At 46.2% G+C, this 26901-nt stretch carries 20 protein-coding genes; 11 read left to right on the top strand and 9 right to left on the bottom strand.

Annotated features, from left to right (window positions below; all coding sequences use genetic code 11):
- Window positions 1–4 precede the first annotated feature (4 nt).
- Both hutI and hutH read left to right on the top strand, forming a co-directional pair.
- Window positions 5–1279 carry an imidazolonepropionase gene (gene hutI / locus OZ401_RS15250; RefSeq protein WP_341471322.1) on the top strand — a complete coding sequence of 425 codons (1275 nt, stop codon included), beginning with the start codon at window positions 5–7 and terminating at the stop codon, window positions 1277–1279.
- Window positions 1272–2822 (top strand): histidine ammonia-lyase, encoded by a 1551-nt coding sequence (hutH, locus tag OZ401_RS15245; RefSeq protein WP_341471321.1) that lies wholly within the window; start codon window positions 1272–1274, stop codon window positions 2820–2822. The genes hutI and hutH overlap by 8 nt, the downstream gene beginning before the upstream one ends.
- 21 nt (window positions 2823–2843) lie before the next feature.
- Here hutH and OZ401_RS15240 read toward each other — a convergent pair whose 3' ends face one another.
- The 9 genes from OZ401_RS15240 to OZ401_RS15200 all read right to left on the bottom strand — a co-directional run bounded on the left by OZ401_RS15240 (window position 2844) and on the right by OZ401_RS15200 (window position 13785).
- Window positions 2844–2984 carry a hypothetical protein gene (locus OZ401_RS15240; protein ID WP_341471320.1) on the bottom strand — a complete coding sequence of 47 codons (141 nt, stop codon included), beginning with the start codon at window positions 2982–2984 and terminating at the stop codon, window positions 2844–2846.
- 169 nt (window positions 2985–3153) lie between these two features.
- Window positions 3154–3897 carry a 3-oxoacyl-ACP reductase family protein gene (locus OZ401_RS15235; protein WP_341471319.1) on the bottom strand — a complete coding sequence of 248 codons (744 nt, stop codon included), beginning with the start codon at window positions 3895–3897 and terminating at the stop codon, window positions 3154–3156.
- Window positions 3898–3994: 97 nt separating this feature from the next.
- Window positions 3995–4465, bottom strand: a complete 471-nt coding sequence (locus tag OZ401_RS15230; protein ID WP_341471318.1) for an acyl-CoA thioesterase — start codon at window positions 4463–4465, stop codon at window positions 3995–3997.
- A gap of 28 nt (window positions 4466–4493) precedes the next feature.
- Window positions 4494–6329 carry a PHA/PHB synthase family protein gene (locus OZ401_RS15225; RefSeq protein ID WP_341471317.1) on the bottom strand — a complete coding sequence of 612 codons (1836 nt, stop codon included), beginning with the start codon at window positions 6327–6329 and terminating at the stop codon, window positions 4494–4496.
- 113 nt (window positions 6330–6442) lie between these two features.
- Complete coding sequence (locus OZ401_RS15220; RefSeq protein ID WP_341471316.1) at window positions 6443–7642, bottom strand: thiolase family protein; 1200 nt, start codon at window positions 7640–7642, stop codon at window positions 6443–6445.
- 130 nt (window positions 7643–7772) lie between these two features.
- Window positions 7773–8546, bottom strand: a complete 774-nt coding sequence (gene scpB / locus OZ401_RS15215) for a methylmalonyl-CoA decarboxylase (RefSeq protein ID WP_341471315.1) — start codon at window positions 8544–8546, stop codon at window positions 7773–7775.
- 750 nt (window positions 8547–9296) lie between these two features.
- Window positions 9297–10871: a PAS domain S-box protein gene (locus OZ401_RS15210; protein ID WP_341471825.1), complete on the bottom strand. Its 1575-nt coding sequence runs from the start codon at window positions 10869–10871 to the stop codon at window positions 9297–9299.
- Window positions 10872–10962: 91 nt separating this feature from the next.
- On the bottom strand, window positions 10963–11613 hold the full coding sequence (locus OZ401_RS15205; RefSeq protein WP_341471314.1) for a response regulator: 651 nt from the start codon (window positions 11611–11613) through the stop codon (window positions 10963–10965).
- A 975-nt stretch (window positions 11614–12588) separates the two neighbouring features.
- Complete coding sequence (locus OZ401_RS15200; protein WP_341471313.1) at window positions 12589–13785, bottom strand: thiolase family protein; 1197 nt, start codon at window positions 13783–13785, stop codon at window positions 12589–12591.
- A 168-nt stretch (window positions 13786–13953) separates the two neighbouring features.
- Here OZ401_RS15200 and hslU point away from each other — a divergent pair, with 168 nt between their 5' ends.
- From hslU to OZ401_RS15155, 9 genes are all read left to right on the top strand, one after another.
- Window positions 13954–15453, top strand: coding sequence for an ATP-dependent protease ATPase subunit HslU (hslU, locus tag OZ401_RS15195; RefSeq protein ID WP_341471312.1), 1500 nt, complete (start codon window positions 13954–13956; stop codon window positions 15451–15453).
- A gap of 320 nt (window positions 15454–15773) precedes the next feature.
- Entirely contained in the window at window positions 15774–17198 is a 1425-nt protein-coding gene (locus tag OZ401_RS15190; protein ID WP_341471311.1) for a hemolysin family protein, read from the top strand.
- Between the two features lie 40 nt (window positions 17199–17238).
- Window positions 17239–18579 (top strand): protein phosphatase 2C domain-containing protein, encoded by a 1341-nt coding sequence (locus OZ401_RS15185; protein WP_341471310.1) that lies wholly within the window; start codon window positions 17239–17241, stop codon window positions 18577–18579.
- A gap of 12 nt (window positions 18580–18591) precedes the next feature.
- The gene (locus OZ401_RS15180) at window positions 18592–20853 is read left to right on the top strand and encodes a protein kinase domain-containing protein (protein WP_341471309.1); all 2262 of its coding nucleotides are present in this window, start codon (window positions 18592–18594) and stop codon (window positions 20851–20853) included.
- 124 nt (window positions 20854–20977) lie between these two features.
- Window positions 20978–22246 carry a vWA domain-containing protein gene (locus tag OZ401_RS15175; protein WP_341471308.1) on the top strand — a complete coding sequence of 423 codons (1269 nt, stop codon included), beginning with the start codon at window positions 20978–20980 and terminating at the stop codon, window positions 22244–22246.
- Window positions 22247–22285: 39 nt separating this feature from the next.
- Window positions 22286–23092: a double zinc ribbon and FHA domain-containing protein gene (locus tag OZ401_RS15170; protein ID WP_341471307.1), complete on the top strand. Its 807-nt coding sequence runs from the start codon at window positions 22286–22288 to the stop codon at window positions 23090–23092.
- Between the two features lie 3 nt (window positions 23093–23095).
- Window positions 23096–24307, top strand: coding sequence for a hypothetical protein (locus OZ401_RS15165; protein ID WP_341471306.1), 1212 nt, complete (start codon window positions 23096–23098; stop codon window positions 24305–24307).
- A 162-nt stretch (window positions 24308–24469) separates the two neighbouring features.
- Window positions 24470–26341 (top strand): methyl-accepting chemotaxis protein, encoded by a 1872-nt coding sequence (locus OZ401_RS15160; RefSeq protein WP_341471305.1) that lies wholly within the window; start codon window positions 24470–24472, stop codon window positions 26339–26341.
- Between the two features lie 11 nt (window positions 26342–26352).
- Window positions 26353–26880, top strand: a complete 528-nt coding sequence (locus tag OZ401_RS15155; RefSeq protein ID WP_341471824.1) for a chemotaxis protein CheW — start codon at window positions 26353–26355, stop codon at window positions 26878–26880.
- The last annotated feature ends 21 nt before the right edge of the window (window positions 26881–26901 follow it).

Genomic DNA, 26901 nt, shown 5'->3' with positions numbered 1-26901 from the left:
AAGTATGCAAGCGGATTTGATAATCTATAATGCAGGGCAATTGGTTACATGCGCCAGCCAACACGCGCCTAAACGCGGTGCGGCAATGCGCGAGGTTGGGAAAATAGCCGATGGAGCGGTGGCAATTAAAAACGGGCAAATTCTAGCGGTGGGGGCTTCTCCCGAAATCCTTGGACAGTACGATTCTACCGATAAATATGATGCCGGGGGGCGCGTAGTCTGCCCCGGTTTCGTAGACGCACATACCCATGCGGTGTATGCCGGAGAGCGCGTAGATGAATTTGATATGCGGATTGCCGGAAAAACATACCTCGAAATTATGCAGGCGGGAGGCGGGATAAACAGTACGATGCGCAAAACCCGCGCTGCCAGCCCGGAACAGCTTTACAAGGAAAGCCTAGCACGTTTGCAAACTATGCTAATGTTGGGAACTACCACCGCCGAAGTAAAAACGGGGTACGGCTTGGATACGGACAGCGAGCTAAAAATGCTACGGGTAATTGAGGAACTAGATCGAACGCAGCCAATTGAACTTATACCAACCTTTTTGGGAGCGCACAGCATTCCGCCTGAGTTTGCCGGACGCGCAAACGAGTATATCGAACTGGTGATAGCACAAATGCTGCCAGCCGTAGCAAACTGGTATGCTCAAAGCAGTTTTAAAGCGCATGGTAAACCCTGTTTCGTGGATATTTTCTGTGAACAGGGCGCATTTAGCGCAGAACAAACCCGTCAATTGCTGGAAGCAAGCGCAAAGCTCGGTTTTAAGCTTAAAGCGCATGTGGATGAATTTGTGCCGTTAGGGGGTACGAGCATAGCAATTGAGTTGGGTGCAACCTCGATTGACCATCTCGATTTTACCCATGCCAACGAGATAGCAAAACTTGCCAACTCGGAAACAGTGGCAGTGGTTATCCCGGCAGTCAATTTTAACCTTGGCAGTAACCATTTTGCCAACGCCCACGAAATTATAAATCAGGGAGCGGCGTTAGCACTGGCAACGGATATTAATCCCGGCTCTGCGCCTTGCCCCTCTATCCCGCTGGTTATGGCGATAGCTTGCCGCTATCAACGCTTGTTGCCTTCCGAAGCCTTGAATGCGGTGACGATTAATGCGGCGTATGCAAGCGGTATGGGCGAGCGTATCGGCTCTATCGAAGTTGGAAAACAAGCAGATTTGCTGGTGTTAGATGTATCAGATTACCGACATCTAGCATATCAATTTGGCGTAAATCTGGTGAAACATATTTTCAAGAAAGGCAAGCGGCTGAATGGCTGAAACGGTTATTCTGGACGGTAGCAACCTCACCATTGAACAGGTAATTGCGGTGGCATATGGCAGCCCCAATAACCCAAGAGTCGAAATCAGTGGGGAGAGTAAAACGAAGATAGCGCGGGCAGCCGCAGCGGTAAACACATTGGTAGAGCGCGGGCAAATTGCCTACGGCATCACTACTGGCTTTGGCGCACTAAAGGATCGGCTGATTCCGCGTGAAGAAGTTGCGCGGTTGCAGCAAAATATCCTTGTTAGCCATGCGGTTGGCACAGGGCAAATTTTTGACATCCCCACCACCAGAGCAATCATGCTGATTCGCGCCAACACCCTCGCCAGCGGTTATTCTGGCATCCGCTACGAAACTTTGCAACGGCTGGTTGACCTTATTAATAAAGGGATACATCCCTGCATACCGGAGAAAGGTTCGCTAGGCGCAAGCGGGGATTTAGCGCCTCTGGCGCATATGAGCTTGGTGCTAATCGGTGAAGGTGAGGCAGAGTTCTACGGAGAAGTGCTGCCGGGATTAGATGCGCTCAAACGCGCCGGGCTAGAGTCGGTAAGCTTGGTAGCAAAAGAAGGTCTTGCCCTCACCAACGGCACCTCGGTTATGTGCGCGTTGGGTGTGCTTGAAACCCATCGCGCCGAGTTATTGATGCGTGCGGCTGACTTGATTGCATGCCTGAGCCTTGAAGCTTTGAACGGCACGGTGCAGGCTTTTGATGAGAGGATTCATCGCTTGCGCCCGTTGCCTCGCCAAATGGAATGTGCCGCACATCTCCGCCGGATTCTGGAAAACAGCAATTTTACGCGCCAGCCTGACCCCAAAAATATACAGGATAATTACTCACTGCGCTGTATTCCGCAGGTGCATGGAGCTATTCGCGAGGCAATCGCTTATCTGGATTGGATGATGCGAATCGAACTGAACTCAGTTACGGATAATCCCTTGATCTTTGTAAATGAAGAGGACGAATCTATAGAAGTGCTATCGGGCGGCAATTTTCATGGCGAACCGCTGGCAATTGCGCTGGATTATCTGAGCATAGCAATGGCAGAGCTTGGCAATATTTCTGAGCGCAGGCTCATGCGCCTTCTGGATGAGGGAGTGCACGGTACTTTACTCCCCGCCTTTTTGACTCGAAATAGCGGCTTGAATTCAGGTTTTATGATTATGCAATATACCGCTGCTGCTTTGGCAACCGAGAATAAGGTGCTGGCGCATCCTTCCAGTGTTGATACCATTCCAACCTCTGCTAACATCGAAGATCATGTAAGCATGGGCTGTAACGCTGCCCTACATGCGCGTCAAATCATCAGCAATGTGGAACATATCTTGTCGTTGGAACTAATGTCGGCAGCGCAGGGTATCGACTTTCGCAAAGAAAAATTGCCTCCGGGCGCGCAATTGGGCAACGGTACACGCGCGGTTTACGAATTGGTGCGAAAGCATGTCCCCTTTCTTGAAAGCGATACGGTGCTATATCAGTATATTGAGAAGGTAAAGGCGCTTGTTGCGGGTGGCAATCTGCATTATTCGGAATCATGACCTCACAAGGGTTGCTTGTACCTAGCGTTTAGCCACTTCCAAAACTGCTCCGGCATAATCGGGTAGATAGGCTTTCATTTCGCTATCGGCAATATCCAGAAGTTTAAGGGCAGTTTGAAGCGGCTTTAAGGTCGGTATTTTTGCCCAAAGCAGGGAATACAAATTTAGGTTGTCCAATTGCCCGAACAAGTACGATTCATTGGGTGCATGAAGTTAGAAGGCGGAACAACTTAGTTGCATTATCCCACCGACATCAATTTGCCGGACAGGTTGCCGCCTTCTATTTGCAATCGTTTAAGGCTTTGCCAAATCTATGGCAAAGTAGGGCATGCTACATAGTGTAGCCACCGTTAATATTAATCTGCTGTCCGGTAATGTAACTGCCTTCAGTGACCAAGAATAAAACTCCTTTAGCCACTTCCTCCGCTGCGCCCAAGCGATTCATAGGAATCTTTGCCCTTATCTTATCCAGAACGTCATCCGGCATCCCTGAAAGCATATCGGTGCTGGTAAAACCGGGGCTGACTATGTTTACTGTTACACCACTTCTGCCCAATTCAAGCGCCAAACTTCGGGTTAACCCGATAATACCGGCTTTTGATGCGCTATAATTGGTCTGCCCAAAAGAGGCAACCTGCCCATTGGCGCTACCGATGTTTACGATAAAGCCACTTTTTTGATTCAACATAGTCGGTAATACCAGATGAGTGCAGTTAAAGACACCGCCAAGATTGGTGGCAATTACCTCATTCCAGGCATCGACCGTCATATTCTTGAAAGATTTATCGCGATTGATACCAGCGTTGTTGACCAAGATATCAATCCGACCAAATTTCTCTAGAGTTGCCGTCACCATTTCGGCGATTTCTTCGTGGTTGGCAACATTTGCTCTTATCGCAACCGCCGGGCTATCATATGCCATGATTTCTGCCACTACCTTATCGGCTTCATCCTGATTACGGGCATAGTTGACCACTACTCCCGCACCCTCTTTTCCCAGAGCTAACGCAATATCGCGTCCAATTCCTCTGGAGCCTCCTGTAACAATCGCGACCTTACCTTCTAACTTTCTCATAACCAACTAAACCTCCTGTACATCACAAAAGGGCTTTTTTAGCCTCAATAAGAATTACAACTCTATTGAACAAATTGGTTTACTAGTAATTACACCTTTAGTCTTGTAAATTGTCATGTTCACTGTAAGTCCCGGTCTGATAACTATTGCTAACCTCCAAAAGCTTTAAAACCATCTCTTCGGGAATCGGTACAACCACAATACGCCTGTTATTTTCCGGCTGATCAATCCTCACCCAGATTCTCACCTCATACCCGCTGCCCAATAGCATGTCACCGCTGAAAATGTCGTGCTGCAACTTGAAAGAATGTTCCTTTAATTCGGTAAGGCTGGTAGCAACCTTAACCGGTCTATCGTAGTGCATGGTATTAATGAATTGGCATCCACATTCGGTTACCGGGTAGGCATAGTGATATTGGGATAATAACTGTCCATAGTGCAGTCCAACAGATTTTAGAAAAGCATTTGTAGCCGTATCAAACCAGAAGAGATATTTGGGATTGAATGCAGCACCTTGCATATCGGTATCTTCGTGCTGTACTTCAAACTCAATAGTATGGGTCTTCATTCTTCTCTCCATAGCATCTGCACAAAAGTTATTTTTCTAAAACATAGGTGCCCGGTGCAGGAACCAAAGGCTGATACTTTTCGTTGCCCATTGAAGGTACATCCACTAACTTACCCGAGCGGATTTTTAGCCACTCCACCCAATCTGTCCACCAACTACCCTTATGTGCTTCTGCTCCTTCAAACCAATCTTCAGCAGTTGAAACGGGTTTATCATTTGTCCAGTACCCCCGTCCTTTGGAAGGGGGGTTAATAATCCCGGCGATATGCCCGCTGCCTCCCAGAATAAATCGCACCTTACCTTTGATAAGCTTTGTTATACGCCAAGCCGATTTCCAGGGTACTAAGTGGTCTTGCTCAGTACCGACTGAGTACACATCCTGTTTGATAGTGTTCAGGTCAATCGGCACACCATTTAGCACTATCTTGCCCGGTTTGATGAGGTTATTTTCAAGATAAATGTTATGAAGGTAATAGGAATGTGCTTTGGGAGCCATCCGAGTACCGTCTGCATTCCAATAAAGCAGATCGAAAGCGGGCGGCTCTTTACCGAGCAGGTAATTGTTAACTACATTGCTCCAAATAAGGTCATTATCTCTTAATAGGTTGAACATATTAGCCATCTGGCGACTATCCAGAAAGCCTTGACTTTGCATTTGCCCGTCCATTAAGGCAACCTGTGGTTCGTCAATAAATACGCTGGTTTCGCCTACATCGCTGAAATCTTGCATAGAAACAAAGAAGGTTCCTGAATTTACGGTATCATCGTGCTTTGCCTCTAAATAGGGCAATGTCATGGCAAGTAACGAACCGCCAATGCAATAGCCAACTGTATTTACCTTTTTCGAGCCGGTTATATCCTTTACAATCTCAAGGGCTTTGAGAGAACCCATTGTGAGGTAATCATCGAAAGTAATATCCGCACAAGAAGCATCCGGATTCTTCCAGCTAATTACAAAAACGGTAAAGCCCTGATCGACCAAGAACTTAATCAGGCTATTATGGGCTTGCAAATCCAGAATGTAATAGCGGTTTATCCAGTGCGGTAAAAATAAAATGGGAAACTCATGTACTTTCGCAGTGGTTGGGGTGTACTGGATTAACTCTATCAGAGTATTGCGATAAACCACCTGTCCGGGGGTAATTGCCAGATTGCGACCGGGAGCAAAAGCTTCGGTATCGGTCATTTTAATTTGCCCAGCTTTTATGTCCCTAAGTAAGTGTTGCATACCGGCAACCAGATTTTGACCACCACTTTTGACGGTTTCTTCAATCACTAGCGGATTGGTAAAAGTAAAATTAGTCGGGCTGATTGCATCAAGGAACTGGCGAATATAGAAAATTAGCTTATGCTGCTGTTTTTCATCCAACCCACGCGCCTCTGAGGTGGTTTTGAGCAGGGTAGTAGCCGTAAGCAAATAAAACTGTTTGAGAGAATCGAAAACCGCATATTCATCCCATTCCGGGGCGTTGAACCGCTTGTCTCCCTTTTCTGGTTGTGCTACCGCCTCCAACTTATTGCGATTGCCCCAGAATTTCATGGTTTCGGTGGTCATTAGCTCGGCATATTGCTGCATAAAATGGCTGTAGTTATTCATTGTATTGAAAGCATTAGCCATTGTGTCTGTCCACAATTGCTGAAATGCCTCTGTGAACTCTGCCGGTTCAAGGGAAAGGAACTTTTTGTAGGGATTTGTTTTCCAAGCCTGATTAATCATACTCAGCCAAGGGTCTACAAATTTACTACCATCCAGAATCGGCAAGGGCATAGGTTGAACCGACGAACTGGTTTTGAGAGTGGTTTGAATGAATTTGTTCCAAGCTTCAAAAGGATAGTTTTGACTTTTATCCAACGAATCTACCATTGTATTATCTCCACAGCCTTATCAGGGAATTGCACCCCTTAAAATTAAGAGGAGGGAAGAGGAAGGGTTCAGATAAAAAAGCTTGTGACCCTTCCTACTCAACTCCTCTGCTATTAGAGGCTCAGGTTCTCCAAGATTGTTGCGATACCTTGACCACCACCTATGCAGGCTGTAATCAGTCCAAAACGTGCGCCGCGCCGTTCAAGTTCGTACATCAGCTTGACGGTTAGAATTGCACCGGTCGCGCCAATAGGATGTCCAAGCGCAATAGCGCCACCGTTAATATTTACTTTGTCCATATCCAAATCAAGCTCGCGAATACAAGCCAACGCCTGGGTAGCGAATGCTTCGTTCAACTCTATCATGTCAATCTGGTCAATGGTCATTTGCGCTCTGGAAAGCACCGAATATATCGCCATTACCGGACCAATTCCCATAATCTCCGGTGGTACGCCCACTACCGCTTGCGCCACGATGCGTGCTTTTGGCTTCAGCTTAAGTTGCTGAGCTTTTGAAGCAGACATCAGCACTACCGCTGCTGCCGCATCGTTTATACCGCTAGCGTTACCGGCAGTCACAACTCCGTCTTTTTTGAAAGCCGGTTTTAGTTTGGCAAGCGTATCCAGCGTTGTCTGTGGGCGAGGATGCTCATCGGCAACTATTTGTAATGGCTCGCCCTTCTTCTGGGGTATGGTGACCGGGGTTATTTGATCCTTAAAATACCCTGCTTTAATTGCCGCATCGGTTAATTGCTGGCTACGTAAGGCAAAAGCATCTGAGTCTTCACGGCTAATGGAAAACTTCTCTGCCAAATTCTCGGCAGTTATTCCCATATGATTGTTGGTGAAAGGATCACTGAGCACGGTAGTCAGGTTATCCATTAATGGTGAGTCGCCCATTCGATAGCCGTACCGGGCTTTTTCTAGGAAGTAGGGAAAACGGGTCATATTCTCAGTGCCGCCTGCTACCATGATTTCGGCGTTGCCGCTGCTGATTTCCAAGGTAGCTTGGTTAATCGCTTGCAAACCGCTACCACAAAGCCGATTGACTGTTACAGCCGGAACCTCGATTGGCAAACCCGCGCCTAGACCGGCTGCGCGTGATACATAAGCATCCTTGCCAACTTGTCCGGCACAACCCATTACAACCCCGTTTATATCTGCGCCATTTATACCGGCGCGCGCAACTGCCGCTCTAATCGCGGTAGCGCCCAATTCTGCGGCTGGAACTTCACTAAATTGCCCACCAAAAGTGCCAACTCCGGTGCGTGCTCCTGCTACTATTACCACTTCTTCCCGTGCGCTCTGCGCCATGATCAATTCTCCTTGTTGTTCTATAGAACGTTGCTAGTCTGGGAAAAAGCAAGCCAGACTAAGCAGACACCAATTACCTAACAAAATCTTCTGTTTCACCTAGGGTAAGAGACTCCTAAACCCTGTCAGGCTAGACAAAGTTCGGAGAGCGTTTTTCTAAGAAAGCCTCGATACCTTCGTGGTAATGCCGTCCCTGATAAACCCGCCTACGTAACTCTTGAATGTATTCCCAAGTTTCGGTATTAATCGAAAAGGAGTCGGCTATAATCCGAGCCTGTTCTTTGATTACCGAAATGCTATGGTGTGATAGGGTGCAGATATGGGTGGCTAGGTTATAAGTGAAAGCTTCCAACTCATCCTCACTTACCAAATGGTTTAGAATTCCCACTTGTAATGCCCGATCGGCGTTTAAGGGTAAAGCTGTGAAGAACATTTCTTTGACGACATTCAAAGGTAACCGCATCAAAAAGTGCATAATGCCACTTGGGTTGTAGGGAACGCCTAGCTTGGCGGGAGTGATCGCAAAAGCGCAAGTGGGGTCGCCTACAATTAAGTCGCAGTTAAAAGTCAGGTCGCAAGCCCCACCCCAGACTGTACCATGCACCATAGCAATCACCGGCGTAGGAAAGCGGTTAATGGCTCGAATGCCTTCTTCCAAGGGGTCACTCCAGCGCAGGGGATCAGCATTATTCCGAGGCAACTCCGATACATCATGTCCGGCTGACCAAGTTTTGCTTTTGCTTGAGGCTCGCAAAATTATTGCACGAACATTACTTTGTTTCATAAAATCCAAAGCTGCGACTAGATCTGAAATTAGTTCCGCGGATAGAGCATTACGCTTCTCTTCGCGGTTCAGGGTTATCACCCCAAATTTATCAACCAGCTCAGTATGCACGCTACTCATATTCCGTTTCGCACCTCTCTTATTAGAAATACTTCAAAGGACATTCGTGTGTTTTTCTTAAAGGGTTTCAAGCATTTTGCTCAAGCCCCTTGCTTCTACTCTAGGCTCATTTCTACTACAATTGAGCGAGAGTTCTAATTGGGAAATTCTTCGATAACCTTTCTTGCCATTATTTAATCTATAGAAAACTCTCCTGACCTCAGGCTTGGATGTTATATTGCAACACTGCATTGGTGGATTGAGGTGAGTGGAGTAACTGGTCAAAAACCCTAATGAGACGTTAAATAATGAACCGTCAATTGGCACAACTAAATCTAAGGATTACTGTTAGCAGCAACCCTAAAATTAAATAAAAGCATTAAATTGATTTCGAAACTAATATTTTAGGAAGATATACCAGCTTAAGGGGAACTAATCTAATGCTCCATTGCACTTGAATTAGTTAACCGCTTAAGTTGGTACATATCTTTCTCTCCCAAAGAACATCCCATTTCAAGTCTTTTCTGATATTGGTAAAATTCACCGAATTTTACTTAAAACTCAGATATAGAATGAAGTGTTATGATTCTATTAATTTTCAGTATAAAATCATTATAGAGGCTTGCTAAAAGATTTGTAACAGGCGAAAGGACGGTTCAAACTGTATAGAAAGTATCAGGTTTCCGGCTCTATTTTTGTCATAATGGCTTATAAAGCGTCTAGTCCTAAAGTCGTAGTGTTCTAGTACCAAAGTACTAGAACCACTTCCCTTTAACCCTCAGAAACAGGCATTTCTAGGGGCAATTTTATGCTAAGATACGTCCCAACTCCGGGGGAACTATTGACATCAAGGATACCGTTCAGTTCGGCTACTCTTTCCCTGATGGTCAATAAACCCTGATGATTCTTGAACAAGTCTATGATCTTAAAGCCCCGCCCATTATCGCTTACCTTCATCACAACAACACTTTTATTTTCTTCAGGGCATTGAATGGAAATTTTTACAGAGGTTGCATGAGCATGCTTGACTACATTGTGCAATGCCTCCCGTGCAATCCAATAAAGCGCTTCCTGTATTATTAGCGACAGCCCTTGCATTTCGACTACGTTAAGCTCATCTGTTACTTCGATACCATGTCGGGAACGCAAAGAGCCTATCTCGCCTTTCAAGGCAGCGACTAACCCTTTCTTTGCCAACGTTTCTGGGCGTAATTCATAAATTAGGGTGCGCATTTCTTCCAGACCCCCTTCTGCTAACGCCACTACGTGGCTTAGTAAGGTGAGAAGTTGGTCTGGTTCATCCAGTTTTTGTTCAACTAATGAACGCGCTGTTTCGGATACCAATAAAATACTGGTGAGTACCTGTGAGGTTGAGTCGTGTAATTCACGCGCAACCCGCCGGCGTTCCTGCAAGGTGGCTAATTCACGGGCATGCTGATAAAGCCGGATATTTTCCAACGCTACCGCTACTTGGTTGCCAATGGTTAGCACCAGATTGGCATGTTCTTCGGTATAATAATTCGGTTCGTGATAAACTAAGCTTATTACTCCGATCACTTTATCCTTAATGACCAACGGAACGAACATCTGGCTACGCACATAGGAATAAATCAAGGTATGCGATTCGCCAAGTTCGGGTAGCTTAAGCGTGGTACGCCCAGATTCTTCTTGTACATCCGCAATTATTAGCGGTTTTCGTTTCTGCAACAGTTGGTTTGCGATAGCCAAATGTTCCAGAGGAGAAACCATTACCATAGCTTGCTCTTCAGATAAGGGCGCTTGCTTAAACAAAAGTTCAAGTTCGTTTCCCTTATAGGAAAAGAGCATAGCTCCGGTGTAATTTACAATACGCTTTAGCTGTTTAAAAACGACATTTTCAAGAGCTTTCAAGTCAAGAGTGGCTACAATCTGCTGCGAAATTTCCAACAGGGTAGATAATTCTTGGGTACGTGCTGCTACCATTTGCTCAAGCAATTGGTACGTTTCTATTTGCTGAGTTACATCCTGAATTACCATAAGAAGATGGGTACTACTAGAGCGGTAACTGAGAGTTGTTGCAAAAATCTGACTATTAAAAGAAGCGGTATTGGTGTGTTTCAGACAGAGAAATTGACCCTGAAATTGATTTTGGGTCTTAGCCTTTTCAGTAAATTCCTTGAATGCTTTTAGATAATCAGGATGAATAAAACTATCGAGACTTTGCCCGATTAACTCCTGCCTCGAACAGCCAAATAACTTACAGCAAGCATGATTAACTTCAGTAATAAGATTGCTTTTCAACTCATATACCAGCAGGTTATCACTGGAATTCTCAAAAATTTGCTGGTATCCTTTTTCGCTATCCAGTAATTTTTGCTCCGGTTGTTGAGAGGTGTTATTTTTTTCCCGACTGGTTTTTTGCGTGTTTCCGCCCCCTTTCAGTGCTCGGTCGCTGTGGCTACTCCTTCTTTTGAGAATGAATCATTCCCATTTGGATAGCCTGATAAGCCGCTTGGGTACGACTTTGTACTCCTAATTTTGAGAGAATATTGCTCACATGGGTTTTGGAAGTTCTTTCGGTAATACCCAAACTATCGGCTATCTGTTTATTAGAATAGCCCTGAGAAAGCAACTTCAGTACGCATATCTCTCGCTGGGTTAGCTCGGCGGGTTGCACAGCATGTTCGTCCCCGCGCATCTCGCGCATTATTCGTACCATTGCATCCGAGGATAGTTGCACTTGCCCTGCCGCAGCCGCTCTAATGGCTTGGCACACATCTTTTGCCTGCCTATCCTTAACTACATAGCCGATTGCACCGGCGCGCACCGCATCTACCACCGAAATCACTTCGAGAACACTGGTCAAAGCCAGTACTTCGGTATCAGGCAATTCCTTACGAATAATTGAGGTAGCTGTAATCCCATCTACTATCGGCATCAAAAGATCCATCAATACTACATCGGGCTTAAGCTTCCGCGCCAACGATATAGCTTCTGCACCATCCGCTGCTTCTCCCACTACTTCCAGCCCACGATCTAATTTAAGAATTAAGTGTAGTCCTTGTCTTACAATGTTGTGATCATCAGCAATCATTACACGAATAGTCACTGAGTTGCCTCCTTCCAGGTATACCGGCTATCCAGTACATTGGTGCCCAGGGTATTTGTTGTTAACCGGGTAGCTGTATCAATGAAAGTATTAATTAGTTAGTTCTAACGCAATACAAACAGTTCCAAGTGGTTGTATTTTCAATTATTATTACTTTTAACACTTCACGGAACCAAATTTTAATGTCTTTATTGACATCTTTGAAACGGTAGTTATTCTGGCTAATTACTAAATGTGGTGTAGTAATTTTGAAGTCAAACTTTATCAGAACATTGTAAAATCCCGAATACTAAAACATTAAATCCTTTTTACCATCTGCAATAATTGAAGCGGATATACCCAACTATCACTATAAATCAGGTTCAGCAGCTTATTTACTTGCCAATCCACCTGCTTGGAAAATGGATTGGGTGGGGTGTAATGGAGAACTAGCAGGGCGAATGTAACCACAAAATAAGACTGAGTTTAATATCTCACAGAAAAGAATAGTCTTTATAGATATTCTGATTAAACAATAATTAAAACACTAAGCTTTTTACGTTCTTAATATAAGCAGGAAAGTACAAAATCGGGCTAAAAACCTATCGAAGTCTCGTAGTATAGGCTCAAGCAGGCACAACCTTTAATCTTGTGTAAACGGATATATAACAGATTATAAATGGCTCATATTAATCTCTGCTAAAGAGATTAAATTATCATTAATAAATTCTCTGTGTAAACCTTAGACATTCTATGATATAAATCTAACAATTACAATGAGTGCATTTTGCATTGTCCTTGTTCGGAATAGTGCAGTGGATTTATTTTTACTTTCTAAATGTAACAGATCAGGGAGGGTCAAAAAAAGGGCGGTGCGCAAACTTGACTGCTTTGGCAAACTTTAGCGATGACAGCAGCCTGTGAGTCTCCCGCTGAGCAGCAAAATTGAATAAATAAAAAGGGATACCGCTTAAGATATCCCCCGGATTCCGGTTATTAGATAAGTTCGATGCTAAGCGCCACCGCACCACCACCGCCCAGACACAACGTTACCAGCCCGCGTTTGCCGCCGGTATCTTGCAAGGCGTGAATCAAGGTAGTCAGGATTTTCGCGCCGCTAGATCCGATTGGATGCCCTAAAGCGATAGCCCCACCCCGCACGTTTACACGAGAGAGGTCGAAGTGCAGTTCTTTGTGGTTTGCCAGAACCTGCGCGGCAAACGCTTCATTGACTTCTACTAAATCAAAATCGCCTAACTTTAAGCCGGTTTGCTCAAGCAATTTATTTACTGCAAGCGGTGGTGCAGCAAAGACATATTTAGGCTCAAGTGCGGCGGAAGCATACCCCGTGATGCGGGCTTGTGGCGCAATCCCGTATCGTTCGGCAGCGGTGCGGCTGAGTACCACCATCGCACTGGCACCATCGCTCAAACCGGGGGCATTGCCAGCGGTTACCGAGCCGCCCTGTGGCTTGAAAGCGGGTTTCAGGGCTGTTAACGATTCGAGAGTAGTATCAAAGCGCGGCGGTTCATCCACCTCAAACAAGGTCACACCTTTTTTGGTCTTAATTTCCACCGGAGTAATTTCGCGTTTGAACACTCCTGCTTCAATAGATTGCGCAGCTTTACGCTGGCTGTTATAAGCAAATTCGTCCTGTGCTTCGCGGCTGATTTCGAATTTATCAGCGATTAGCTCCGCGCTCATACCCATATGCAGATTTTCAAAAGCGCACCACAAACCATCATGGACAACAAGATCAACCAGTTCGCCATTACCCATCCGGTAGCCATTACGAGCTTTGGGCAACATATAAGGGGCGCTGCTCATGCTTTCCATGCCGCCCGCGATCATTACATCCTGCTCACCCGCTTTGATGGAATTAGCTGCCAGCATTACCGCTTTTAAGCCACTCCCACAAACTTTATTGATGGTTAGCGCCGGAACACCATCAGGAACACCGCCTTTTATAGCAGCTTGGCGCGCTGGAGCTTGCCCTTCTCCTGCTTGTACCACGTTTCCCATAATTACTTCTTCGACCAATTCGGGGCGTATCTCAGCGCGTTTCATAGCAGCACGAATAGCGAGTGCACCTAATTCTGGAGCGGTAAACCCACTCAGTGCGCCGAGAAACTTACCGGTAGGCAGACGAGTTGCGCCTGCAATTAACGCTTCGTCACTTTTTAATTTTGCCATATTAGCCTTCTTCCATTTTTATGACCTAAATCGTTATTCTATGATAGCATGAGCTGCAAAAAATTATTGGCGAAGGAAGTGCCATAATCTTGTCATATGTTATAATTATGTACTAATCAGGTTTTTGGGATAAACCTGAATATTGGATAAGATGAGGTTACTGTTTACTTGAACGATATACTGAAGAACACACAAAACCCAGAGAGCGTCCATCGCCCTCCTGAGTTAACTACCAATTTAAATACCCTTGCCGATCTAACTCCACCACAGATTGTAGCGGAACTAGATAGATTTATTGTTGGTCAGGATAAAGCCAAACGCGCTGTTGCGATTGCCTTACGCAATCGCTATCGCCGTTTGCGTCTGAGCGAGGAATTGCGCGAGGAAATAGCACCTAAAAATATTATGATGATTGGACCCACCGGGGTTGGCAAAACCGAAATTGCGCGGCGGGTGGCGAAAATTATTGATGCACCTTTTATCAAGGTAGAGGCAACTAAATTTACCGAGGTGGGATATGTAGGGCGCGATGTTGAGTCAATAATTCGTGATTTGCTGGAAGCTAGTATCCAGATGGTGCGCGAAGAAAAGCTCAAGGAAGTAAACGAGAAAGCTGAAATTGCGGCTAACGAAAAGCTGGTAAACTATCTGGTGTTGCAACTTTACTACAAAGATAAAGACCATAAGAAACCCGCCGAACTGGAAAAGCAAGTTGAGATTGTCGAGAGTGACGAAAAGCAAGCTGAACCGGAGCTTTCGCCTGAAGAAAAACGTCGCCTGAAACGCCGTCGTCGCCATGTTGCTAATATGCTAAACCAAAAGAAATTGGAAGAGCAGACCATCGAAATTGATCTTGACCATGACGGGAGCTTTGGCGGAATAATTGAATTTGTTGCTAGCATGGGAACTGATGATCATAGTGATGGCTTTCCAGATTTTATGGAGAGTCTTGGCTCACTCAACCGCCGCCGTACTCGCCGCCTTTCCGTTAAGGAGGCGCGGCGGGTGCTAATCAACGAAGAAGCCCACAAGCTGATCGATTTCGATGAGGTAGTGGATGAAGCCTTGCGGCGCTCGGAGCAAATGGGCGTGGTATTTCTAGACGAAATCGATAAGATTGTCGGAAATGGTAACGAAACCGGTCCAGATGTTTCGGGTGAGGGGGTACAGCGTGATTTGCTGCCAATCGTTGAAGGTTCTACCGTAATGACTCGCTACGGCTCGGTAAGAAGCGACCACATCCTTTTTATCGCGGCAGGGGCATTCCATAACGCCAAGCCTTCCGATTTGATTCCAGAGTTGCAGGGTCGTTTCCCGCTCAGGGTTGAACTGGATAGCCTCGATAAGGAAGATCTCAAGGAAATACTGGTTAAGCCTCATAATTCGCTAACTCATCAGTATATCGAGTTGTTAGCTACCGAAGGCGTTAACCTAACATTTGAAGATGACGGTTTGGATGAGATTGCTTACGTAGCCAGCGAGGTAAATCGGCGCAACGAGGATATCGGGGCGCGCCGTTTGCATACCGTAATGGAAAGAGTGCTGGAGGAAATTTCTTTCTGTGCTGCCGAGCGGAAGGGTGACTGTTTTGTGGTCAATCGCGAATACGTACAGCAGCAGGTAGGCGATCTAGTAGAAGATGAGGATTTGAGCCGTTATATTCTGTAGTTCAATCTGGAATGGGTTGGGTTGTGCTGTGAATCCTCGAAAGTCACAGCCCCGCTCATTTACCCTCTAAAATTTGCTAATTATTTCTCCTGTACCTTCACAACGGCTTTTGGTGAAAAATAATCATACGCGAAGTAATATTTACCCACGAGCGGCTGGTATAATGATTCAGATTCAAAAAAAGTGCGGTTCATTCAAACTTTTTACTAAAAAAAGCGTAAATCCTGTATAATAAAAGTACCATTTTTTAATAATAGCGGTGTGCTACAAATTCATCAATTTTTGAGTGTTGTAGCTAACCTTGTGGAGTGTTTAAATACTTGGATACTGGTTCCATATTTGGGCTGTTGGCGGTTGTTTTGCTGGTCAGCGCTAACGGCTTTTTTGTAGCGGGAGAATTTGCACTGGTAAAAGTACGTACCACCCGCATTGACCAGCTTGTGGCAGAAGGAAAACGTTCAGCCTTATTAGTTCAATCCGAATTGAATCGGCTTGATAATTACATTGCAGCAACTCAACTTGGTATTACGCTGGCAAGTCTCGCCCTGGGCTGGGTTGGAGAACCCGCAGTGGCACATTTGCTCGAGCCTCTCTTTATCGGGATTGCAGGAGAGGCAGCAGAGCCGGTTGCCCATAGTGTAGCAATTGCAATTGGCTTTGCTCTAATCACCTGTTTTCACATCGTGTTGGGCGAGCTTGTGCCGAAATCCATTGCTTTGCAACGAGCGGAAAACGTAGCTTTGTTTGTTTCTCGCCCGCTTTATATCTTTGCCGTAGTCTTCAGACCGTTTATTATTTTCATGAACGGGGTTGCCGGTACAGTGGTACGATTGCTGGGGTTGTCGATTTCTGGCGAACACGCTTCAGTACATTCGGTCGAAGAACTGGAAATGCTGGTAACGCAAAGCCGTGAGGCAGGGGTGCTGGATCGGCAGGAAGAAAAATTATTAAGGCGTGTATTTGATTTCGGTGACAAAACAGTCAATCAGATAATGATGCCGCGCACCGAGATTGTGGGTGTCTCCAAAGATAGTACACTCGAACAGCTAGTGGAAATGGCTGCGGACGAAAGATACACCCGTTTCCCGGTTTATGATAATACCCTTGATAATATTATCGGGGTAATCCATGTTAAAGACCTTTTCCCGCTTTTGCGTAACCGGGTATTGGATAAACCTTTTAACCTATTGAATGTTATGCGTCCGGTTTTAAAAGTGCCGGAAACAGTGCTGGTCGAAGATTTGCTAACCCAGATGCAATCTAAGCAGGCGCACTTAATCGTAGTGATTGACGAGTATGGTGGGACTGCGGGCATTGTCACGATGGAAGATATTATGGAGGAAATCGTCGGCGAGGTGCAGGACGAGTTCGATACCCGCGAGGAAGGGTCGCGCCTTGAAGTAGAATTGTCGCCCGATGGTTCTAGTTCGGTGGATGGGCTTATGGCGTTACCTGATTTTGCAGAACGTTTCGGAGTAGAATTTGAAGAAACCGATTACGAAACCATCGCCGGTTTTGTGTTTGGTGAACTGGGGCGTACTGCCGGAGTTGGTGACGAGATTACGTTAGGACAATATAACCTCCGAGTAGAGGAAATGGACAATCTGCGAATCGCTCGTTTAAAAGTCGAGCGGCTGGAAACTCATTCAGAAACGGAAGAGAAGCCAGCCGATTCGCCCGAAGCTTTGTCTAAAAAGGTTACTACTGACAAGCTGAAAGATTCCCAGAACAGCAAAGTGGCTTAATTCTGATACTTATAACCTGAAACGGCAAGAGAGAATGAATATGGCGTTGACCTGTCCTACCTGCAAACGTGATGTTAACGAAGACGATGCCTATTGCGCTAACTGCGGACAGTCTCTAACAGGACCCAGAGCGCCAAATTTAATGTTAAGAGAAATGCCAGTTGCGCCGACCCACCAGTTGGAATCTCCTGAGCAACTTGCAGAGTTAGAATCGCCCGACACACCTTCAGAACCACTCACCCTTGGTTCTTTTGCCGATTTAATACCCCCGCCAATCTCGCAAGCGAAAGCTGAATTGCTTGAAAGTTGGGTGTGTGTTCAGTGCAAAACTGAGAACCAGAACGCGGGGGAATACTGTGAAAGCTGTGGTGCGCTAAGGGTTACAACCGGGCTACCGGAAATTGAACAGATAGAGCCTTTGTTATACCCACAACCAACCATAAAGATGGTGGAAGGTAGTGGAGTTAGATTGGGGTGGCGGTTGCATAGCGCCAGTAATACCAATGAAGGCATTTCCCGTCGCGGTAACGCCGACGAAGATAGCGTTTTTACGCTTGAAACTCGCCGAATGTACGAAGCGCGTCCGGAAAGCTTCGGGTTTTACATGGTTGCAGATGGAATGGGCGGGCAGGCAGCCGGTGAGGTTGCCAGTAAAAGCGCAATCAAAACGGTTTCTTCGATTGTAATAACCGAATTGTTGCTTCCTTGGCTCGATGGACAAACTATGAGCAAGGAAAAAATCGGTGAGGTGCTACAGCGAAGCATGATCGAAGCTCATATGTTTATCCGCCAGTATAATGCCGACCACAATTGTGACTCCGGTACTACTGCCACACTTTGCTGTGTAGTGGATGATCTGGTGGTAGTGGCTAATGTGGGGGACAGCCGCACTTACCTATGGCGGCTTAAGCCGGAAACAACCGCAGACGCGCCTACTCAACGCCTCTCTCCGGTTTCTACCAGCGCAAAAACCCAGAAATTGACTAAACCCGGTTCTCCATCTTTCACTCCTGCCTCTGAATTAATGCATCTTGAGCGTGTTTCCCGTGACCAATCGTTGGTTGAGGACTTGGTACAACAAGGGCTACTTACCCGCGATGAAGTTTATACCGACCCGCGCCGCAATGTGGTTTTACATGCGCTTGGCTCGCCGGAAGAAATAATCGTGGTAGATGTGTATGACCGCACCCTCTATACGGGCGATAAACTTCTTTTATGTTCGGATGGGTTATGGGAAATGGTTAGAGACCCTGCAATTGAAAAGATTTTGGGCAATGAAAAAGATTTACCCCAAACTGTCGAGCATCTTATACAAACCGCTTGCCAGAATGGTGGTCAGGACAACGTTAGTGTTATCATCGTAGAAGCTATTTACAGTTAATGAGGTTGGGTGATGAACTGCCCTAATTGCGGTGTTAAAGTTTCGCCGAAAGATGATTTTTGCGATAATTGCGGAGTTGTTCTTAATGTAATGGCGGGCAGTCCTATGATTCCGCCTTCAAACAAGGCTGCTACTCCCGTTGTGGCTACCGCTGCCGGATTACAGTGCAAAAACTGCGGGAAAATACCCAATCCCGGGGACGACTTTTGTGAAAATTGCGGGGCGCAACTCACCAAAAATGGAGTGGTTAGCGTTGCAAGTGGCGGGCAAAAGGCTGTTTCTAGCACAACCGGATCGGCGCGTCCGATTTCAGGGCGTGTTTCCAGACCGATAACCAAATGCCCCAGTTGTTCCGCGCCCTTGCAAGAAGGCGACCGTTTCTGCCGCAAGTGCGGTTTTAACTTTGTCGGCGCGGGCTTGATAACCAGCAGCAAGCTTTCAACCAATTCTCCACATCTTACCACGCAAGAAGCGCCTCGCACCGAACTGCGCGAAGGTATGATGCTGGGTGAAAACGGCAAATACCGGGTTACGCGCATGGTCGGTAAAGGCGGTATGGGAGCAGTCTTTCTGGCGGACGATACTATCCTGAAACGTCAGGTCGTTATCAAGGCTTTATTGCATAGCGATGACCCCGACTTGGTAGCTGCCAGTATCAAAGAGCGCGAGTTCCTTGCCGCCGTGAAGCATCACGGCATAGTTTCCATCTACGATTTCTTCAACATCGGTACTGAAGGTTACATCGTGATGGAATTCGTGAACGGGCGCACTCTCTATCAGATTATGGAGCAGCAAAACCGTCCCTTTGACCCGGCTACCGCAGTTCGCTATATTAGTGAAATTCTGTCCGCTTTTTCTTATCTGCACAAGCTCGGTTTGATCTATTGTGACTTCAAGCCTCAGAATGTGATTGTCGAAACCCTCAAAGATGGTTCCCAAACGGTTAAACTGATTGACCTCGGTACGGTAATCAAATACGAACCAGACCCCGAAGCGGTTTACGGCACAACCGGATTTTATGCTCCCGAAGCGGTTGATCATCCCTCTCCCCAAACCGACCTGTACACCATTTGCCGCTCGTTGGCATGGATGGTTACATGGATGGATTTGAACAAACCCCAGTATGGGATGCCTGCTATAGATGTCTTCCCAGTGTATAAATCGCTACCCTCTTTGTATTACCTGTTATATCGAGGTACTCATCCTGAACCGGCGCGTCGTTTCCAAAGCGCCGATGAACTGTATGATCAGCTAAATGGGCTGCTTCGGATTATAGAGGGCGGCAAACCCGGCGTTCCGATACGTAGCAAGTTATTTGCGTCCGGTTCGCTCTATCAAACCAATCGGCTGGATGCGGAAGGTTATACCCTGCTAGATGAAAGTGACTCTGCTATTGATTTCTTGCGTCAGGGCGATATGGCAATGATGCGCGGAGATTTACAATCGGCAGAGCGGATTTATAACGAGGCTGTCGGTCGCAACCGGGATAGTGTGGACGCGCATTTGCGTTTGGCAGAAGTTTCAATCGAACAACGGAAGTACGGAGAAGCCAAAACCCAACTAGATGTGGTGTACGGAAAGTCCGGTTTTAACTGGAAAGCGGTTTGGCTTAGTGGACGTTTGCTGGAGGTGCAGGAAAATTTCCCAGCCGCCTGCCAGACTTATATGGAAGTGGCAAAGCATCTGCCCGGTGAATTGCCTCCCCAACTGGCGCTTGCACGGGTGCAACTGGCGATGGGTGATATTCCAGCCGCGCTCGCTAGCTATAATTTGGTTATGACTACTGATTTGGACAACACCGACGCTATTTTTGGAGCCTGCGAAGCGACGCTGAAACAAAATCGGTTTGACGATGCGGCACATATTCTGGAACGGGTAAATGAAAACTCTTCATGGTATATCGAAGCACGTTTGCAAATCTGCCGGATTCTTCTGTATCGCAAGCCGCAAAACGGTCCTGATGATTTGGCGGTTGCTTCCGAATCGCTGAGACGACTCAGCCAGTTGGGGATAGATACTCCCGATTACCTGCTGGTTATGGCGGATTTTTACCGCCGTGCTGCTGAGTTGGTGGCTGAAAACAAATTACCGCCTCAATTTTCCTTGCCTCACCAACCCTTATCCCCAACACCGCCACCTACGCCCTCGCGTCGGGTGTTGGGTAAACTGGCAGAGGAAAATTATCGGGCATATCTGCACCGTGTTCCACAATCTCTTAATCGGGAAGCGATAGTGCGAGCCAAGTTCAAGGTTGCACCATGGCGACTGATTTAAAGCTTAAAATTTGTTAAGTGAATTTTGAAACGAGATGCGACTATTTGGTGTCATATTCCGTATAAATATAGATAGCTAGGCGCTATCATGCCATTTTCGAACTAACACCGATGAGGAGTCTCCGATGTTCGATGTTTCGGCTTATCAGAACCCATATTTACGTACCGGCGCATCTACGATGCAGGCTGTGGTGTCACTTAGCCTCGAAGATAGTGGTCCGGTCAAAACTGGTTCTATGCCACTTGCACTGAGTATAATTATTGATCGCAGCGGTTCAATGGAAGGGCAAAAGATTGAGGCGGCTAAGGATGCTGCCATTCGAGTAATTCAATCGGCTGACCCTAGCACCGCTTTTATGGTAGTTACCTTTAATGAAACTGCTAATGTGATTGTTCCACCCACTTCGGCAACCACCGAAAGTAAGACACGCGCTATTGCGGCTATCCGCAATATCTATAGCAATGGCGGCACCTGTATGTCCACCGGGTTAGCGGCGGTAGCCCGTGAAATGTCTTCAGCGCAAGGACGCGCTCGCAAAATCCTGTTTCTGACAGATGGCAAGAATGAAGGAGAGAAGCGCAATATCCTTGATAAAGCGGTACAGCGGGTGAAAGAAGCCGATATTGAGGTTAGCGCGTGGGGCATGGGAGTAGATTGGGATGAAAACGAACTAAAATATATTGCCAACGAAACAAAGGGCAGCGCCGATATAATCCCATCTCCAGACCAGATCGCTGGAGCTTTTGGTTTTGCCTTTTCCGAGATGCAAAAAATTACCGCTACCAATGTGCGGTTAAATCTCTGGACACCTGTGGGCGTAACTATTAAAGCGGTGCAGCAGGTTTATCCCAGTATTTTGCCTTTGACAGGTACGCCAAATCCGGATAGTCCACGAATTACCGAATTCAAGCTCGGTTCGTTCGGGCGCGATGAAAAGCGCGATTATGTAGTAGATTTAACCATTCCCACTTACACCCCGGGTCAGCAATTTTTGATGGCGCGTCCAAGCCTGTTGTATTATGTAGCCGGACAGGGTGATATTGAGGAGAAAACCGATAAAAAAGGTTGGATATTCGCCCAATGGACTGATGATCCGGTAGAATCTTCTAAAATTGAGCGGCATGTGGCACATTACACCAATCAGAGCGAGCTTAGCACTATTGTTGAAGAAGGTCACAAAGCGTTAGCACAAGGTGACAACGAGCGCGCTACTCAATTACTGGGACGTGCCCTGCAATTGAGTGAGCAAACCGGCAACGAGAATATGACCCAGATGCTCAAGAAAATTGTAACGAATGAGCCGAACGGTACGGCACGATTGAACAAATCTGCCAGCGCCGTTGACCTCAAGAGTGTGGCGGTTAATAGCGGTAAAACTAGCCGTTTGAAGTAAGCATCTGACAGGAATATATAAGTTACCAAGAGGAAAAAAATGAGCGTAAAATGCCAGCAGTGCAACCATCAAAATCCTGATGACGTGGAATTTTGCGAGAACTGTGGCGCACAACTTCCGGTGAGCGTACCGACAAGCGGAATAATTGCCACAGCGGTCGCCACCCCTGCTTCTGCTCAGGTTTCTGATATTCTGATTTGTCCAAATTGTAAAGCGCCTTTTACCATCGGCGATGTATTTTGCTTCAATTGCGGTTACGATTTAACCAAGCAGCACGCCATACCCGCTAGCTCGATTCAAGTAGCAGCGGCAGTTTCCAATCCGCCAACGCAACCCGCCACTGCGGTGAATAGTAACTCACAGCCAGATATTAGCGCAGATGAGTTTGAGAAAATGTTATCTAGCGGTGCGCCCCTGCCTGCGGCAGAAATCGCCCAACCGACTCCTGTAGCGACTCCTGTTCAACCCGCTTCGGGTTTTGCCGCAGTAGCTGTACAAGAGGTAGCCGCGCCTGCCATAGCCGTTGGAAATTTAATTCTCACAATTTCAGGACCATATGGCGTGGAAAAAGTTACTTACATAGGTCGTGAATTGTTACTGGGACGGCAGGATATAAAAACTCGCATCTTCCCAGATGTGGCGCTAGATGATGCAGCTAGTTCACGCCGCCATCTTGCTATCTGGCAAGAAGCGAGCGATGAGAAATTCTATGCTCAGGATTTAGAAAGCTCTAATGGCACTCTTCTAAATGATTCAGATATGCCACCGGGCGAACCGGTGCAACTCAAGAATGGGGATGTGATTAAAATCGGCACTCGCTATAATATTCAGATCACAATAGCTTAATTTATGTTTCCGGGTGGGGGTAAAAAGGAAGCACAGGATAGGGCGGAAGCGGTTTCCCGGCGGCGCAATGTGGCGGCAGCACAGGTAACCGACCTTGATTCGGCATTGGCGGAAATTCGGATTAGCACAGAACTAGATGCACCCTATTATCGCCCTAGCGAACTGGATAGCCTGAAAAAGCTGGTAGAGCGCGGACAGCTAATGCTAGATGACCTTTTCAAAGAAGTGGCACAGATGACCGCTTCCAGTGTTGGGGAACGCATAACCGATCAAGAAGCTTATATGCTGGTGCAGCCTGCTATGCGCATTGAAGCGAAAGCCGCCGAAATGCGCCAGCATCTACAACATGCCACCGACCTCAAAAAGAAACTTGATCGCTCTCGCCAGAATGTTGATCAGAGCCTTGTTAATGTGGAAAAGAAGAAATTGAACGTTGATTCGGCATTGGCGAGCGCTCGTCCAGTAGTTGAACAAATGGGGTTAGCACACGCTGAAAAATACCCCGAAACTAGCGCAGCCTTGCTAACTTCAGAGCGGGAAACTTCAGCGGCGGCTCAGCTTCTTGCAGCGGCTCGTCAAGCACATCAACGTTCGGTTTTTCATGAGGTGTTGGATTTATGCCAGCGCGCCGATTCCATGCTTGACTCGGCTATGAGCAAACTGGATAGTATCAAACTGGCGGGAAAAGAATTTGAAAAGGCTGCGGGGGAAGCCGAACAAAAGCTGCAAAAAGCTCTCAGTCGATTACAAGAAGTTAAAAACGAACTGGAGAGTCTTACCCCAATTATCAAAATTGAACCCAACACCTATTTATTTGAGGCGATTCAGCGCATAGGCGAAGCGCGTAGAGCTACCAAAGCAAACCCTCCCCAGAACCTTACTTGCTACCGACTTTCGGTAGAAGCCCTTAATTTGTTGGAGGATGGCTTACAACGCGCCGTTCAAGAAGCTAACCGCGTTAAAGAGCTACTGGCTAATTCGCGGAGTCTGGTTCAGCAATTGCAGCAAGCGGTTATCAGCCTGCGAGTGACTATAAATGAAAAGCAGGCGGTTCCGGTGCGCGCCAGCGAATTCTATGCTAAAGCCAAAGATGAGCGAGATCGTCTGGTTCAAATCAATATTGACTCTCTAAATCTGACCGAGCTTGAAGAACTGGCTTCCTCTGCTTCTTTTGCCCTTAAACTGGCAGAGAGTGGGCTTGCTCTGCTGGTTTAAACCTTAAGAATCATTACTGTCAAAACCCTCTTTTTATGGTAGTATTATTTTTATAATGATTATTAATTAATGAAGCTTGTAAAAATTGTACTATATTTGCCAAGTTTTAACTTCATTACCTACTACATAAATCTGACCTGGAAAGGCAGGTAATCAGAGCAAATGAACAGGTTGTTGCGCTGGCTGGAATTGTGGAAAGCCAACATTTTTTTTAAATTGCTCAGTGGTTTTTTTGTTACCAGCCTTTGCATTATTATCATTGCCATCTTCGGAATTTCTGTAAGAGTTAATCTGATAGATAACCTGAATCAGGTCTATTCTTCGCAACTTGAAGTTGATAAAGCGCTCAATCTAATGCACTCTGCTGATAACCTTGAGAATGAGCTTTCCCGTATTAGAGTTGACATAAATACAATCAATCGGACTAATGAGTTGGTTTTGACCAATATGGCTCAATCTACACAAGCCGTTTCTCTTATAAATGGCTATGTGATGGATTTTAAGGGACAACGAGTTCAGATTGATTCAACTCTCCAGCAAATTCAGGATTTGCCCGCCAATTTTGATTTGCAAGGTGCGAAAACTAACCAGCTTGTGCAGACAGCGCAAAACCTGATAAGTGATTTGCAGGCTCTTTTATCGGATTTAGATCGGGTTGTAGATTTAAGTGTTACTAACCATCCTGAAGTGGCTCGTACTCTATGGGTACAGTCTGATACAAAACTTAGCGCGATAACTGTTAATTTATCCAATTTTCAGGATGCGGTTCAGAAAAACCAAATAAAAATTCAGGGTCAGAATGCCGAGACTGTGCGGCAAGCTAATGTATACAAGGAAACCGCCCTTTGGATATTATTATTTGCAGGTCTTTTAGCCATAACGTTGGCATTGGGTCTTGGGACAGTTTTCAGCTATTTGTTTACACGTCCGGTTCTGACTCTTAAAGAGCACCTTAAAGGATTGGCTGAAGGTGATTTGGTTACTTCGCTAGAGATAATCAATCGGGATGAATTTGGAGATCTTGGCAAAACCTACAATGAGACAATCCATCGCCTTGCCAAATCCTATAGCCAATTACAAGAAAAATCCATCCAGATTAGTGCATCTTCAGCGATGATTGCCTCTGCCAGCCGCTTTTCTGCAACTTCCAGTAATGAACAGGCTGAAGCGGTGCTGGAAGCTACCCTGACAATCGAGGAGCTAAATCATACTGCCGGAGAAATTGCCGAAGCAGCTTCACTGGTGGTAAAAGCGGCTGAAGAAGCTCTGGTGGATGCTGGTGAAGGTCAGATTACTTTAAAGGAAAGCATTAACAGCATAAGCCAGCTAAAACTGAAAGTGCAGGATATTGCCGAGAAAATTCTAGCTTTGAACGAGCGTTCACAGCGCGTAGGTCATATAATTGAGCAAATTACCGGAATTGCTGACCAAACTCATTTGCTAGCACTTAATGCTGCTATCGAAAGCGCAGCGGCGGGAGGAAGCGGGAAACGCTTTGCGGTGGTAGCAGCGGAAGTTAAAAAGCTGGCAGAGCGCAGTCGGGCAGCTACTCGTGAGGTTCAAGAAGTATTAACCGAAATCCAATATGCTACTGCTGCCAGCGTAATGTCTACCGAACAGGGTATGAAACAGGCAGAATACGGTGTGGTGCTGGCGCATCGTTCCGGCGATGCTAACGAGAATATAATCCAGCAGATTGATCGGACAGCCCAACTATCTAATGCTATTTCTCTGGCGACCCAGCAACAACGTAGCGCCAGTGAACAAGTGGTTGCAAACATGCGACAAATAGCTATAGTAATTGAAGATGCGGCAGCTTCTGCGGTACACAATAGCAAACTGGCAACCTCACTAGATGAAGTAGCTAAAACTATGAAACAGCTTACTAGTCAATTCAAAATACGACTTGATGAAACGGGCAGCGGTGGCACTTCCTCAACAAATGGCATTACATCCGGTTTAGAGCCGGAAAATGAGGAGATACCCTATCGTGACAAATTGGATGCCCCTTCACTAAATCCGGAGGGGATATAACTAAAGTGAGCATGCAAGGCGAAGAATTTACCGAGGCAGAACTCCTTGCCCTTGAGTTAGAAAAACGCAACAGCGAGCGCGCAGGGGAAAACTCCCCTGAACCGGATGTAACTCTGCTAACTTTTTACCTTGGAGATGAGTGGTTTGGAATACTGCTAGAGCAGATAAAAGTGGTAGCGCGGATGTTGGAAGTGACACAAGTTCCGGGAGCATCAAACTACATACTGGGGGTTGTTAATTACCGAAGCGCTATATACCCATTGATTGATTTGCACAAAATGTTTGAATTGATTCCTTCGCTGCCGACTCGTGCCAGTCGCATAGTAATAATCAATCATGAACACCACCCTTTCGGAATACTGGTTGATTCGACCACCGAAGTTAAACACGTGCGTCAAAGTGAGTTGAACAAACAGGTGGATAGCAGTTCCGGTATTAGCAACTATATTAATGCTGAAATCAGTCTTGACAGTAAAATGCTTGGGGTTTTAAATATAGAAGCAATATTAAGAATGATAGCCGGTGCAGATCAGTCGTAATCTAACGAAATGAGTTTGTAA

Origin of the sequence: Candidatus Chlorohelix allophototropha (assembly GCF_030389965.1) — a bacterium.
Classification (GTDB): domain Bacteria; phylum Chloroflexota; class Chloroflexia; order Chloroheliales; family Chloroheliaceae; genus Chlorohelix; species Chlorohelix allophototropha.
The sequence above is the reverse complement of the archived record's forward strand: the minus strand, read 5'-3'. Positions and strand labels throughout refer to the sequence as shown.